General features: G+C 58.3%; 13 protein-coding genes. 7 read left to right on the forward strand and 6 right to left on the reverse strand.

What is annotated here, in order from left to right; all coding sequences use genetic code 11:
* Positions 1–6: 6 nt before the first annotated feature.
* Together B0W80_RS04135 and B0W80_RS04140 are read left to right on the forward strand one after the other, a co-directional pair.
* A complete protein-coding gene (locus tag B0W80_RS04135) occupies positions 7–897 on the forward strand; it encodes a metallophosphoesterase (RefSeq protein ID WP_256856479.1) in 891 nt (296 codons plus the stop codon).
* Between the two features lie 829 nt (positions 898–1,726).
* Positions 1,727–3,358 (forward strand): Dam family site-specific DNA-(adenine-N6)-methyltransferase, encoded by a 1,632-nt coding sequence (locus B0W80_RS04140; RefSeq protein ID WP_076997839.1) that lies wholly within the window; start codon positions 1,727–1,729, stop codon positions 3,356–3,358.
* Positions 3,359–3,955: 597 nt separating this feature from the next.
* Here B0W80_RS04140 and B0W80_RS04145 read toward each other — a convergent pair.
* Positions 3,956–4,684, reverse strand: a complete 729-nt coding sequence (locus tag B0W80_RS04145; protein ID WP_076997840.1) for an H-NS family nucleoid-associated regulatory protein — start codon at positions 4,682–4,684, stop codon at positions 3,956–3,958.
* 789 nt (positions 4,685–5,473) lie between these two features.
* Here B0W80_RS04145 and B0W80_RS04155 point away from each other — a divergent pair.
* Both B0W80_RS04155 and B0W80_RS04160 read left to right on the forward strand, forming a co-directional pair.
* Positions 5,474–5,710, forward strand: a complete 237-nt coding sequence (locus tag B0W80_RS04155; RefSeq protein ID WP_076997842.1) for a hypothetical protein — start codon at positions 5,474–5,476, stop codon at positions 5,708–5,710.
* A gap of 370 nt (positions 5,711–6,080) precedes the next feature.
* On the forward strand, positions 6,081–6,494 hold the full coding sequence (locus tag B0W80_RS04160; RefSeq protein WP_083745169.1) for a transposase: 414 nt from the start codon (positions 6,081–6,083) through the stop codon (positions 6,492–6,494).
* Between the two features lie 186 nt (positions 6,495–6,680).
* On the opposite strand, the gene B0W80_RS34690 is transcribed toward B0W80_RS04160, so the two are convergent.
* The 3 genes from B0W80_RS34690 to B0W80_RS34700 are packed head-to-tail and all read right to left on the reverse strand — an operon-like array spanning position 6,681 to position 8,424.
* Positions 6,681–7,535: a hypothetical protein gene (locus B0W80_RS34690; protein ID WP_143684474.1), complete on the reverse strand. Its 855-nt coding sequence runs from the start codon at positions 7,533–7,535 to the stop codon at positions 6,681–6,683.
* A gap of 38 nt (positions 7,536–7,573) precedes the next feature.
* Positions 7,574–7,780 (reverse strand): hypothetical protein, encoded by a 207-nt coding sequence (locus B0W80_RS34695; RefSeq protein WP_143684475.1) that lies wholly within the window; start codon positions 7,778–7,780, stop codon positions 7,574–7,576.
* Positions 7,777–8,424, reverse strand: a complete 648-nt coding sequence (locus B0W80_RS34700; protein WP_143684476.1) for a hypothetical protein — start codon at positions 8,422–8,424, stop codon at positions 7,777–7,779. The genes B0W80_RS34695 and B0W80_RS34700 overlap by 4 nt, the downstream gene beginning before the upstream one ends.
* A 144-nt stretch (positions 8,425–8,568) precedes the next feature.
* Here B0W80_RS34700 and B0W80_RS04165 point away from each other — a divergent pair, with 144 nt between their 5' ends.
* A complete protein-coding gene (locus B0W80_RS04165; RefSeq protein ID WP_179106829.1) occupies positions 8,569–8,847 on the forward strand; it encodes a hypothetical protein in 279 nt (92 codons plus the stop codon).
* Between the two features lie 142 nt (positions 8,848–8,989).
* On the opposite strand, the gene B0W80_RS04170 is transcribed toward B0W80_RS04165, so the two are convergent.
* Positions 8,990–9,439, reverse strand: a complete 450-nt coding sequence (locus B0W80_RS04170; RefSeq protein WP_076997844.1) for a hypothetical protein — start codon at positions 9,437–9,439, stop codon at positions 8,990–8,992.
* Positions 9,440–9,583: 144 nt separating this feature from the next.
* Positions 9,584–10,003: a hypothetical protein gene (locus B0W80_RS04175; protein ID WP_076997845.1), complete on the reverse strand. Its 420-nt coding sequence runs from the start codon at positions 10,001–10,003 to the stop codon at positions 9,584–9,586.
* Between the two features lie 1,108 nt (positions 10,004–11,111).
* Between B0W80_RS04175 and B0W80_RS04180 the strand changes: the two genes are divergently transcribed.
* Both B0W80_RS04180 and B0W80_RS04185 read left to right on the forward strand, forming a co-directional pair.
* Positions 11,112–12,239, forward strand: coding sequence for a dsDNA nuclease domain-containing protein (locus tag B0W80_RS04180; RefSeq protein ID WP_076997846.1), 1,128 nt, complete (start codon positions 11,112–11,114; stop codon positions 12,237–12,239).
* A 27-nt stretch (positions 12,240–12,266) separates the two neighbouring features.
* Positions 12,267–14,006 (forward strand): hypothetical protein, encoded by a 1,740-nt coding sequence (locus B0W80_RS04185; RefSeq protein WP_076997847.1) that lies wholly within the window; start codon positions 12,267–12,269, stop codon positions 14,004–14,006.
* Positions 14,007–14,025: the final 19 nt, after the last annotated feature.

Consider the following 14,025-nt stretch of genomic DNA (forward strand, 5'->3'; position numbering starts at 1 on the left):
ATCGCCATGACCCTCGCATCCTCCCACGACGCACTAGATCTGCGGATTCAACTCGCCTCGGATTTGCATTTAGAGCTTCTTTGGCGCTTCCCCGGATGGCACGGGCTCGTCCCGAATCCTGAGGCAGACTTGCTGGTTCTCGCCGGCGACATCCACCGGATTGAGGACGTGGTTCGTATGTTCGGAAGGTGGCGAACCCCGGTTCTGTTCGTAATGGGCAACCACGAGTTCTACAGTCAACAGACGATGGACTCGCTGCGCAGAACCGCCCATGAGATGACTCAGGGAACGTCGATTGTTCTGCTCGACAACTCGGCTGTCGGTCCGATCGAACTGTCGCGGTTCAAAGGCTGGTACAGAACGAAGAAGCGGCGCGTAGACGGGATACGGATACTAGGTGCCACGCTTTGGACTGACTACCGTCTGTCGGAACCGGCGGGAGGCCCCGACCGGCAGGCACTTCGAATGGGCGAAGCAGGCAAACGTCTTGCCGACCATCGAATCATTCAATACAGGGACGGGCTGCTGTTCAAGCCCATGCATGCTTTGGACGAGCACCGGGCGACGGTCGCGTGGCTCACCGAGGCGCTTTCCGCGCCGTTTGACGGGAGAACTCTGGTCATCACGCATCACGGTCCGCATGGCGGCTCAATTCATCCGCGATACCAAGGCGACATGCTGAATGCGGCGTTTGTGAGCGAGCTTCCAGCACTCCTGCGTCTCGCAGACGTCTGGATTCACGGCCATGTACATAGCAGCTTCGACTACACAAGCTACGGTTGCAGAGTTGTCACGAACCCACGGGGGTACCCCACAAACTACCGTTCCGTCGGAGACCCCAGCAAGCTAATCTTCGAGAACCCAGATTTTGACCGCAGTCTCGTCATCACGCTCTGATGGCGGATGGACGCGGCGTTGCAGCTTTGGGGTCGGCTGGGGCGCCGCCCGCGCTAGCTTCGAGCGCTGAGGTTTGGCTGCCAAGCCGAGCACATGCCTGCTGACTCGGCGGAGCACCGTTCATGTCGTCATGGGATCTGCCGTGCAGTGATCCTCTCGCGTTGTCGAGCATGGGTGTATTCGTCGCGCTGGAGCTCACGGCCTTTCCGGGATGCACCACTGCGCTGATCTGTGCCCTGCGTGGGCCTCGCATCGACGACGTTCGCGCCGGCACACGGCGCGTCTGAATACGCAACCTTGCTGTCTGTGTCGAAGCGAAAGACCTTGCGCTGGCCAGCCAGCGGGGCAACGTCAGAACAGAAGAAAGCGGGCGCAACTGCGAAGCGCCGCACGTTCAACTCACCAGAATTTCCACCACGGTCGCCCCTGAAGGCGCACATGCAGCGGGCGGGTGTCGAGGCTCTCCAGGAGGGAGGCCGCCGCGCCAAAGCGACTATGTGACGACCCTTCAGACTCGTCGGGTGCGGTGTCAACTGCCATCGCGACCCGACGCTTTGGGCCGGTTAGAGGAAGGGGGTCCTTGACCGGAAGCACGCTGTAGTCAGTCATGAACCCAATTCTGCCGGAAGGGAATCAGCGAGCCGTGTGAGCAGACGCTTGGGAGCGGGTGGTTTTGCCGAAGCGCGAAACGCCGATTTGCACAGCGCGTCGACGAGACACATATTATTACATCTAATTATGTCCCGGTGATTAAGGTAGTTTTCACAGGCGCGCTCGCCTTGGGCGCGCTTATGGGTTCACGTCGCCTTCGCATTTCCCTACACGGGAGATGCACCAAAACAGTACCCCCGCCTTCTTCGGCGTCCCCCCCGCCAGTTTCCTTGCTGCTTCAAACCAAAACCGCGGTCCCTTCTTTAAGTGGACTGGCGGTAAGTCGAAGCTTCTCTCGCAGTTGCTGCCGCTGCTGCCAGAGGGCAAACGGCTGATTGAGCCGTTCGTCGGCGCTGGCAGCGTCTTTCTCTCGACGAACTACGAACGCTATGTCATCGGCGACACCAACGAAGACCTGATCGCAGTTTACGCTGCGCTCCAGAACCGTCCGGAAGAGTTTATCTCGCGTGCCCAACAGTTCTTCGTCGAAGACAACCTGACAAAGGATGCCTATCTAAATATCCGCGCTGAATTCAACTCGCTGTCTGACCGGTTCGAACGCGCCGTGCGGTTTCCGTTCTTGAACCGCCACTGTTTCAATGGACTTTTCCGTACAAACAACTCAGGCGAATTCAACGTGCCCTACTCCTACCCCAGGAGGGTTCCCGACTTGCACATCGAAGAGATGCTTGCAGCGGCGTCGAAACTGCAGTCCACCATCATCTTGAACGGCGGCTTCGAGGGCACGTTGGAAATGGCCGGACCAGGAGACGTCGTCTACTGCGACCCACCCTACCTCGATTCAGCGGATGGCAAGAGCTTCATCCACTACGGCTCGGCCCGATTCGACGCGAGCAAACACAAGCGGCTCGTCGAATGCTGCGTCGAAGCAAGTACTCGAGGAGCGACGGTGCTCATCAGCAATCACGACACTGCCGAAACCCGCGAGTTGTATTACGGCTGGCATATCAACGAACTCAAGGTCCGTCGCAGCGTTGCTGCTAAGTCGGAGGCCCGTCGAATGGCCAGTGAACTTGTCGCCGCGCTGCCGGCAGCGGGCAAGCATCTTGACGTGGTCGATACTGTCACACGCTCGAATGATAGGCAGATATTGTCGAAGGAAGTGGCAACGGCGATTGCAGAGCGAGAGACAACATGCGCCGATGCCGTCGCAACCGCTCTCCCCAATGCTGGGGATCGCAAGCCGGCGATCGCAGAGGTCTTTGCCGACATGCCGTCAAAGCATGGCAAGGAGGTCGAGTTCCAGTTCCCCAAGAAAGACCAGCCGCGGCAAGACGCTGCAGCAAACATTGGACCCAGGTCGGTCGAGTTTCCTTCCGCAATCAATGGTGCACCAAGTGTTCCCGGACCCTCCTTCGTACGGCGCCAACCGGCTCACAGAGGCGCCCTTCGACTATCCAGAATTTGCAGTATTCCAACCGAGCCAGAACTGGAGTTGACCCAAACGTACCTTCAAGTTCAAAAGCAAATCCAGTCCTTGCAGCGCAAGGCAGAGAAACTGCGCATGCATGAGATGCGCGGCGTCATCGACCGCATCAAAGTCGCAATCGCGGAGTACGGCATCACGGCTCAGCAACTCGGCTTCGGTTCGACATCGAAGCCCGCCCTTGCAACGCAGACTCCGGCCATATCTCAGGGCGCAACCAAAGCCAAGTATGCTAATGGGCGGGGACAAATTTGGGGGGGCATGGGTCCGCGCCCCGCATGGTTACGAGCGGAGTTGGAAGCGGGCAATTCGCTCGAGGACTTCCTGGTGACGGTCAGGCGCGGGACCTTCCGGTCGGCGTGACCCATCTCCCATCAGCCGCTTGCTCATTCGCCACAGGTTCTGCGCAGTGGCTGCGAGGAGACATTCATCCCCTGCACAGGGATGCACGAGTAAAGTCGTTTGGCACTGGAATTTTGCCAAGGTGGATGAGCGTCCGGTCGTGGCCGCCGCATTGACCTGCTTTCCCGACTTCACGAGTCAAGCGCCACCTCGAACTGTTCAAGCGTCTGCGGATGACTGGCCTGGGCTCGGCGCTCCCGGGTAGTTGCTCAGCAAATGCTTCCCAATCAGCTAAGTTATGGGTTGACGGCATATTTGCTGAACAGATGCGATTCATGAAGCAAATGTAAAACCCCTGGCATTAGCTTTTCGCCGCAAGACCGGCAGGTTGTCGCTGGACTTGGGCAAGTTCGGCAATGTGAACCCGGACGCAGGAATCGAACCCGGTCCCGAAGGGCTCCACAAGCGTTACTTCGATTGAAAGAACGCCGCCGGGTGACGGCGCGGCCCGAATCTGGGGCGGCGCAGTCCGGAAGCTGAGCCAAAAGGAAGCGGGCCGAAGAACGGCCCGTTTTTGCATGGTCATTTCGAGCCGACACAGGCCGGCCGGCTAAGCTATCAGTTCGCGGTCGCTCCCGTCTCGGCCGCCTCTGGCGCGGCGGACGTCACAACAGGCGCCGCAGCCTTCATGGTCGTGCGCGGGCCGCGCGTCTTGGCTGCAGGCTGTGCCTTGACGGGTTTGGAGGCGACCTTCATGGTTGCCTTCGCAGTGACCTTGGGAGCCTTCGCAACCTTGGCGGCAGCAGTCACCTTCCTTGCCGACGGAGCCTTCTTCGCGGCCTTTTCGGCCTTTGCTTCAGGGGCTGCAACTTCAGCCGCTGTGGCAGCCACCTTCTTGGCGCGATTCGTCTTCACCGGAACAGCAACCGTGCGGGTCTTGCGGGCGGCCCTTTTCGCCACTGGAGCGATGGGCGCGACTCCTTCTTCGACCGAAGGTGCCGCCACGACGCCAGATTGGTCGATGAGAAACCTGTCACGGTTGCGAGCCGAGGCAATCCACGCGGGAGGTTTGCCGAAGCCCGTCCAGGTCTTGCCCGTCTTGGGGTCACGGTACTTGGGAACGCCTGCGCCCTTGCGCACTGCTTTGCCGCCACCCAGGGCCTTCCCGGCGGCTGCTTTCAGTACTTTGGCGCCACGGCCAAAGAGGTGTTCAACAGTCAGGCCAAACGTCGCAATCGACTCCCTGATTTGGGCAACCACTTTTTTTGTCTCAGCTTCACGGAGCGCGGCCGCTTCCTTTTCGAGTTTGGCGATGGCGGATTTGATCTGCGCGTAGGTCTTCGTCATTGAGTCTGAAACCTTTGAAGTTAAGAGAGTTGGTCGCTTGAAGTGATGAACGTTGGCGACAAAGACGTCCGATTTTGAATCAACGGAAAGATTTGAGTCTCTTCAAACGCACGCCGGCCCGGATTCTCTCACGGCTATGGGCTATGACGCCTTCCCCTTGTCCGGCCAGTCTTGCTCCGGTAAGCTGACGTCCAGCTTCTTTTTTCGGACTTAGCCCGCTCGCTCAGCGCAACTAGCCGCGTCGAGTTGTCGGCCAGCACGGCCAGCGCGTCTTCCTGGGAAACGGACCAAGCCCGTCCCAAAAGCCTCGCGGTCTCGTCTGCACTCCATGGCAGTACTGGCTTATCGCTCACCTTGGCAAAAGGGCCGTCGCTCTCGGGCACGACTCGGCTGCGAAGCAGTTTCGCCGGAATGGACCGCCCGTTGGAAGAGCAAATGCCGCAGGGCCCATGCTGCGAACCCGAGCTGCTCAGCCGTCAAGCCATAGTGTTCGATAGCAATTTTGATTCGAGCCATCACGCCGCCGGTTTCCTTGTGGCGAAGCCCATCGGCCTCCTTCTGAAGCTTTGCGATCTGTTGCTGGATCTGGGAATGGGTCTGAGTGATAGTCATAGTCTGCAAAGACGTTGGGGATTTGCTATTGTGGGCACTGTATGGAGTAGAGCTAGGCATAACTCGCGAAAAGGCGAACCAAGCTGCGAAGGCTATGGGTTGAGGGCATTTGATAGGGCGGGCCGGGCCGACGGGTTCCAAGGCCGACGGTTCCAAGGAGAAAAACGAAGGAGCTACATGTCCAGTTCGATCCCGACCACCTCAGCAGCACGGTTCTCAACGGCCTTCTCCTTGATGCCCAACCTGGTGGCTTGGTTCCTTGGGGCTGGCGCCTCGGTCGCGTCAGGAACTCTCACTGGCGAGGCGTTGATTCGGTACCGCGAGAACAACCTCTCCAAGCGCGAAATCGACACCGGCGACCAAATCTGGATTGACCGGATCGACGCCTTCTCAACCGAGGCCGCTTATGACTGACTCTCCGCCGTACGTCGAAGTCAAATGCCCGAGGTGCTCGTGGGTATATGCATCCGTACCGCTGAGCACCATCTTGTCCGATGTTGCCTCACCGGAGGAGCTTGCCCGGTACTTTCGCTGCTTCCGCTGCGGCAGCCCCACCAAGGCCTTCGTGCCAGCTCAGGCGGACGATGCTCCGGTTGGCTGCACGCTTCAGCTTGTAGTGGTCGGGGAAGAACCTCGGTAGAGGCCCGTGGCATGCGGTGATGTCGGGTTCAGTGATGGCCATCTTGCAGCGCTTTACGATGGCAAGGGTCCAAAGTGGACGATGTCACGAGAACTGTAAACGGCCAGTCTCCCCACCTTGAGATCAGAGGCCAAGCCGGAGACCATGCTGTCCACCGAAGTTAGCTGGACATCTATGGGCGTCAATCCGAAGCAACTCCGCCGGCACAGCGCGGCATTCAAGGCGCAGGTTCTGGCCGCCTGCGCCGAACCCCGCGCTTCCGTCGTGGCGGTCGCGCTGTCGTTTGGGCTGAACGACAAGAGCGCTGTCGCTGAGGAGGCGCGGCGTCGCATCGCGGAGATCTACCGCCTCGAGCGAGAGCTGTCGGCGCTGACGAGCGATGAGCGGCTGTCGAGAAGATGCAGCCATGCGAAGCCACTGTGGGCGGACCTGCATGCATGGCGGCAACTGGAACGAAGCCGAGTGCCCGACGGCAGCTCGACCGCCAAGGCCTTGAACTACAGCCTCAACCACTGGGAGGCGTTGACGCACAGCCGCGCTGATCGTGGCTTGGATTGAACTGCGAGCATTTCGTGCGCACGGCAGACGACGTAGCAGTCGAGGGTCCGCAGTTGGCACGGGCTTTTTTCCTCGGTCTTGCAGTGGCCCTAGCTTCCTGACAGCCCCAAAGTAGCGTGAAGCGCCCGCGACGGCTGCGGGACCCGGCCAGCGCCCGGGTCGGCTCGATCGCCGACAACGGAGAAACTAGCGAGCAGTGACCTTCTCGTAGACTCTCACAAAGTCTGTTGAATCGCTTCGCTTCCGAAACCAAGAACCACCTTCGAAGCTGACTTTATGGGTGGTTTTACCAATGAGTCTGTCATACTCGATTTCGTTTGATTCAAAAAAGTAGTTGCCCGCGTCTTGGCAAAGGTATGTGAGCTCAGTTTCCCAGCGGTTGGTGCCAACATCGAATATTTGCCAGCTAGAATTTAAGCGTTGTTTTAGCTGTTTTGTGGCAAACTGAGTTTTCGCCTCAAATTCAGAGGCTACAACCTTGACCGGAAACAGGCAGTCGCTCAATACGAAAGACCTAGTTTCAAGGCCAACGTCGACCGCGTAGATCTGTCGAGCCTCCAAAAATCTTCCGGCGGACGTTCGCGTCATGAAAGTCTGACGCTGAACCTTTCCTCCAACGGCGATGTAGCCACTTAGAGTTCGAAGCTGAAGTGGAACCGCGTCTAGAAAGTCGTATAGCTGATCAAATGCGAAGCTGGCGACAAATTTCCAGAGCTCCGCCTGGGGTCCGATAAATTCAATTTTATCCAGAATCGTAGCGGTAAAAACCCTGAGTCCATACGGTACAGTAGCGTCGCCGTATTCGACTAAGAGATTTCTCAGCTGCAACGAATTCGAAGTCTCAAGAACAATTTCCGCCTGCAAATAAAGACTACCGTCCCCGTTTTCGATGCTCGATGCCGGTAGCAACGCGACATAGCAACCAGCCGGGGAGGCTGCCTCCACTGCCAGAGGCGTGTCAAGGATGCGAGAAACAGCCTCGTTAAGACTCATGAGCCCTGAACAATGAGACCCCACCTGCGCGAACCAGTCTTCGTTCATGATTTTGCAAATTGCATTTAAAAAATATTGCGACAAATCTAAGGAGGGGGAACTTCTGTCAAGGCACCATCTTGATAGTAAGCCTGAACTCCGTCTCTATAAACAACAATTACATCTTTTCCGGGATCTCCGAGTCTGTTTTCTCCGTGTCCAAGAGTTCCGCGTTCAACGGGCTCATCAGGGTATCCAGGCTCATATCGCTCATAATCCGTTGGGCCATATTGATTCTCGAGAATAACGGTCACGTCGAATCTCCTTTCAAAAAAACTGGCAGCACTTTCATTGCGGCAATCCTGAATGGCTTTGAAACCGGGGAATCCCAAAAACTAGCGGCCTCTGGGGCTCTTGTTTCATCTGTTTTTATATAAACGACTGCTTCGTCAGCCGCTGCATCAAAATTTGACTTGTTTATCTCAATAACCGACTTGAGCCCGGGTTCGAGTCGAGGCAGGGTCATTGAGCTTCCGCCAGACGCGCCAGTCCATATTGCGCAAGCCTCAAGGCAAGCCAAAAACTCTAAGGCGCAAGTCGCCGGTTTAGTTTTCGCAAAAAAAGCTCTGACTCTGAAGGATGTCTTGGCTTTTGAGAGGTGCCCCACAATCAACACAGGATTGCGTGAAGAGAGAACACCCATTTCCATGCAATCTGGTCTGCTCGCGCGCAGGGATTCGATGGCATCCTTTTCGCGTAAATCACCTGCATATGAGTCGAACTCGGAGCCGAGCAGGGTCCACAAGGTTTCGTATCGGTTTTTGTCCGATAGCTGAAAAAGACCCAATATTTCAGGGGTTGTGGCAGGCAGTCGCTGGTTGGTCAACTCAAGGCAGACTCTGCGCCTCTCCCAATACCGCGGCTCAAGCTGAGCGCGTGCCTTAGGAACTTTCTTCACCGATCTCCTCCATCCGTTTTTAGTTGTAATGTATTACCAATCGCCCGCAAGTCAATGCCCTCCCGACGGCCGATGGGCAACCGTGCTGCATGAGCCACACATGCGGTCGCGAGGGCAAGCAAGGAGATCAGCGATACCGATCAGGTGGCGTTCGCGGTGCACGTGTCGGAAAAGCTTCGCGGCGACGACGTGGTCATGGCACAGATTCAGAGCAACCCGAAGGACCGTGCCATGAAAGCAAACCTGCCGGGGGCCGCCATGGATGCGATCGTCTCGGCGATGAACATGCACAAAGACCTCGCGACGAAGCTGCTGAGCGACCAGGGGACCCGGACGGTGTTCCTCGACGTGGTCTACGAGATGCTGAAGCGACAGGACTCGGCAGGGATGTTCAATACAGAAGCGGGAGTAAATTCGCGATGACTGCCGGTCGCAAGCTCTGGGCTGGCGATCTCGAGCCTTGCGCCGGTTGCGACTGAGCAAACGTCCCGCGCCGGCTATCGCAAGCACGATGCGACGCGGAAGTTTCCCTGCCAAACGCTGTGCCGATCGACGCAACTAGGTCTCAGCGTAAGGGGACCGGCGTGGCCATGCGTACGAGCGCGGCAATCAGGTCATCGCCCTCCCCCTTTGGCAGCGAGAAGAGGAACTTGGGCCGCCTCTGCGTTACGTAAACATTTTCGATGTCGCGAACGTCGAGAATCCAGTCGTCAAACTTGGCCTTGAAACGGGCGCGAACGGTTGCTAGTTCAGCGCCGGCCAGTTGAGCGGCCTCGGCCTCATCTAGGGCAACAAAAATCGCGATGCTGAAGAGGGCGCCATCGCGGTCGCCCAGCACCACTTTCGGCAGAGGATGCCTCTCCATCCTCATTCCGGGGAAGAGCTTGGCCGTGCGGGTTTCGAAATCCAGCTCGAACTTGCCGCCCACGCTGAGCATCTTGCCCCATTGGGCATCGTTCAGGGCATCGAAGGCGCTGGTCAGCATTTCTGCAAGTTGGTTATCGTGAAAAATCATGGTCTATTCCTTGGTGAATTTGATCGCTCCCTCGCCCCGAAGCAGAGCGTCGCCGAAGCGGCCATCAGTTGGTGTAGTGCTACGCGGGCCTCATGCCTTGCAGGCGAGGTTCTGCGGTGTAGAGGCCGGAGAAGCGCGATTGAGTTACGCTGGTTCGGTGTGCAGGGCCTGCGAATTCAGCTCGCGAAGCGCGCCCACTTCAATCTCACGAAGGCGTCGAATCCAGAGTGCAATGCTCATTGCATACTGGCCGCGCACCCATTCAAACATGGCTTTCCAGCCCTTAGCCGAAAGCGATTGGCCCTTAAGCTCCTCCGCATGGGGGAATGGCGGCAGCCACATTGCAAGGCCGGAAATCTGATAAATGGGTGCGGTAGGGTCGAGCACCACTGTGGGATGGGGATGTACTTCCATGCGCATCCCGGGCCAGAGCATCGCTCGGCCAGTCTCACAGTCGAGATGGAGCTTCCCTCCTTTCATGCACAACTCGCCCATCTTCTTAGAGGTAAGCTTCGATAGCGCGACTGAGATGGCGGCGGACAGTTCTTGGTCATTCATCTTCATAGTCAAATCCTTTGCGTTAGTTGGTGTGCTCCCGGGCCGAGCGATGCAAGAGCTCGCCCGAAGAACGAATGCACTCGACCGAACCAGAACGGAATACCCAAGCTGGTCGACCTAGTGAGATCAAGTTTTTTAAAGAGGAGGCTCTCGCTGCGGAGGTGAGCGAAAGCAAAGCAGTGCGGCGTGACCTGCGCGCAGGACAACAGCGGCCTCAGGCAACGCCGAGGCAAAAAATACAGTCGATTGAATTTTGAAAGAGCATCACCGGCGTGCAGATGCACGCGCAGGATCAACGGCGTTGCGCCGGGATCAGATCAGTGATGCTCTTTGACAGGTACCGGCGTGGTGTCAGTACCTGGAGGGGGCGAGATTTTGCGCCTCCGAGAGGCTCAAAGTAAAATGCTGTGAGCGAACGTATTCTAGGGTAACTTTGCGTTTCGGTCAACGCCTTTTTAAAGATGCCGACAGAACGCAGAGGGTTCAAGCTGGAGGCCGATATCTGCTGCACTTAAGGGTAGCAAAATCGTCTTACTTGCTTCCCTTCAGTGCAGCAGTGCGGTTGCCGAAGCCGTGAAAGACTGGTCCGAAGTCACTCTCGGTACGGCCGAGAGCTTTAGTGACGACCAGCACTTCTCGGTGTTTGAAGCGCCCTCTGTAGAGCGGCGTTGGCCCTTTCCCCTGCCCTCCAACAGCGCCCGTCGTCGGGCAGGTTTGCAGCGGTAGCAGTCCTTCATCACCCCCCTCGCCAACGACCGCTTGACGGTGGATCACCGGCATCGCCAGGCTGTCAAGCGCTGACCGTCCGGGATGCCGTGGCTCCGATCGCCCCCAGCTGCGCTTCCGGTGGTGAAGCGCTCAACTTATCCGTAGGAGCTCACGCCTCAAAAAGCGAACGCCTTCGACTACCGACCTCACGCCTCAGCCGCCCCTCCGGTTGCCCAGTTGACTGCTGGCGGCACTGCGAAGCTTCCTGCGAAGCGATGTTCCGTCCTTCACGTCGCCTGCCGCTGTCTAGAACTACTCGGTCCAAGGCGTTGATTTCGCTAGCGAGTGCCTAAATTGGAGGACTTTGCACCCACCACTGTTACAGTTCGCGACAGGAGGCGCCTAGATGCCCAAGGCAGTAACAACCGCACTCGAGGAATTTGAGGTCATTGAAGGTGATGACGCCTTGCATGACTTCGGCGGCTCGCATGGTGGCAAGGGACACGACTTCGCGAGCTTCTGGGTCATCCAGCGGGTCACCGAACTCGAACAGGCCAAGCCCAGCGACTACCTTTTTGTCTGCGAGTACATGCAGGACGTCGCAGAGTTCGACTCCAGTACTGCTCCAACGCGCGTTCAGCTCTATCAGCTGAAGAAAAAGGAAGACGGCTACTGGACGCCGCTAACCCTGACGGGACAGTCCGGCAAAAGCAAGACGCCCAATCCGGACAAGCCCATTTGGAAGCTTCTTCGCCACGTTCGGACTGTGACGCTTGCCAAGGCGACGGGCGCGTTTGTCACCAACGGCAAGTTCAAAGTCGAGCTGGCCTCAGGTCAAAGCTCAGTCAATGACACCCGCATCGGGCTGGACAGGCTAGACGCCGCACACGCGTCGAAACTGAAAGCTGCGATTGCTGCCGTCGAGGGCATCGACCCCGCCGACGTCGACCTGAGCTCAGTGGAGCTTCGAAGCGAAGCCATTGCCATCAATGACCTGCAGCGACACGCCAACGGCGTGATGCTGGAGTTCCTGAGCACGGTGGCGCCCGAGCATGCTGGTCAGGCTGCCTCGCTCGTCGACACGCTCTACATTGAACTAAAGAAGACGGCCCGGAGAACTGAGAAGTGCAGCAGTTGGGACGAACTCGTCAGTCGCCGAGGCTTCACTCGGGGCAAGTTTCAGAAGGCCGTAGAAGACCTCAAGACCATTCCGGACCGGACCGCTGCCCGGACCGCCCTTTTTGACGACATATCCAAAAGCTGGCGGAACTTGGACCGGGCCCGTGTGCTGGCAGCCCTGACGCGCTGCGCCCGAGAAAAGGTGCTCGTCGGTGAGGCAAGTCGCTGGAACTCAAAGGACATGCTGCGCCACATGTTCGAAGTCGCTGACGAGGAGCAGTGGCCAGACCAGCAGCGGTTTGAGACCGCCTGCGTGCTCCTCACCGATGAACGAAACGACTTATCTCGCGACGAGATAAGAGCGCTTTCTATATTCGAGATGACCGAATGGGACCTAAGCCAAATCCCCGCCTAGTCCTTCGCGCGCTGCGGAAGCCATCACATGTCAATCTTGCTATTCAAACGACTCAGAATCTGCTCCGAGAGCGAGCAAGCGGCGATGGAACTCGAGTTCCATCGGCACAAGACCCTGCTGTGGGGACCGAACGGGGCGGGGAAGTCGGCGGTACTGAAGTCAGTCTTCCGCGCGTTCGACGCTGAACCCCACGGAGTCCTGCCCGGCTGGGACTATGCCGCCATCGTTGCCGTCGACTTTGAAGTCGATGGGGCCGCGTTCACTGCCGTGCGTCGGGAAGACCTGCGCGCGCTGTTTTCGCAAGACCGGCTCGTTGGCGCGGCCACTTCCAGCTTGGAATGGAACCGCCTGTTCGCTGAGGCGACCAACTACAAGCTCAACTTAGTGGACCGCGACGGCAGGTTCCGCCACGCGTCGCCGTCTACATACTTCCTCCCCTTCTTCATCAACCAAGACGGGTCATTTGATAAGGGGTGGGAGACCTTCGACAGGCTCACGCAGTTCATGTCGCCGGCGGCGCAGACGCTGGAGTACTTCGCCGAGGTGCGACCTCTACGGTACTTTGAGCTCAAGGCGAATGAGCAGGCCGTCAAGGGTAAAGAGTCGGACCTGAAGGTGGAGCTCGCCACCTTGCAGCGCACGAGGTCGAGGCTCAAGAAGAACCTGAAGACCATACCCGTCAAGATTTCTGAGCGAGAGTTCCAGGCTGAGGTCCGCGAGCTGACGACACAGTTGGGCGACCTCTCGAAGTCGCAGGACGACCTGCGCCGCGCAATCGTTGAAGACCAGGACGCCGAAACTGCGCTCGCACAACAGATTCGGCTGTCGGAAGCGGCGCTGAAGGAACATGCTGCCGATTTCAAGTTCGCCGCGGATGTCTCTGCTACCGAGCATCGTTTCGTCTGCCCGACGTGCCATGCCGAGCACGACGATTCTTTCCACACGTTCCTTGGCCTGGCCGAAGACGCCCGAGAGCTCAATGTCCTCAAAGGTCGCCTGGAGGGCATGCTCGAGTCGACGCGTCAGCGGCTTGAACGCAACCGCCGCAAGGCGGTGGGTTTGAAGGAGAACTACGCGCGGCTGCAAAGCCTGCTCGCAACAAGGCGCGGCCGCCATACCTTCGACGATTTTCTGAAGAGTCGGAGCGCTTTCGCTGCTGACGAGCAATTGGCGGCAGAGGAGAACACAGTTGCTAAAGAGCTGGACGTGCAGTTACAGCAGCTCCGCGAAATCAAGTCTGAGCTTAAGCTACTCGCAAAGTCTCATGACTCGGAGGCCCCGCTCAACTCGTTCCGGGACCACTTCCAAGCCGCCATCGTCGAGCTCGATGCGGATAGGCCAGACGACATTGAAAAGTGGCGCATCGACAAGCGACCCTACTCCTCTGGCAGCCGGCGGGCGCGGGCGACCATCGCCTACTACGCGGCCCTATGGCGCACTATCCAAAGAGACCAACTGCTTCCGTCGCCGGTGGTCGTTGATTCGCCCAACCAAGGCGCGCAGGACCGGAAACACCTGCAGGGGCTTCTTACCTCAATAGCTGCAACGGCGCCCAAGAACGCTCAGGTCATCCTTGCCCACGAAGAAGAGGCGACGGATTTCGGCGCGGACAAGGTGGTCGAGTTCCCAGACGGTGGGCGAATCCTGTCGCGCCAAAAGTTCGACGAGCTTGCTCCCGCGATGTTTCAGTACATAGAAACCGCCCGCGCGCGACTGGCGAACGTCGACGACACATTGGAGGACATCGACAACGCTTCCGGCTCGTGAGCGGTGCAGCGAGATCCCG

The organism is Variovorax sp. KK3, from assembly GCF_001984055.1.
Taxonomy (GTDB): Bacteria; Pseudomonadota; Gammaproteobacteria; order Burkholderiales; family Burkholderiaceae_C; genus Variovorax.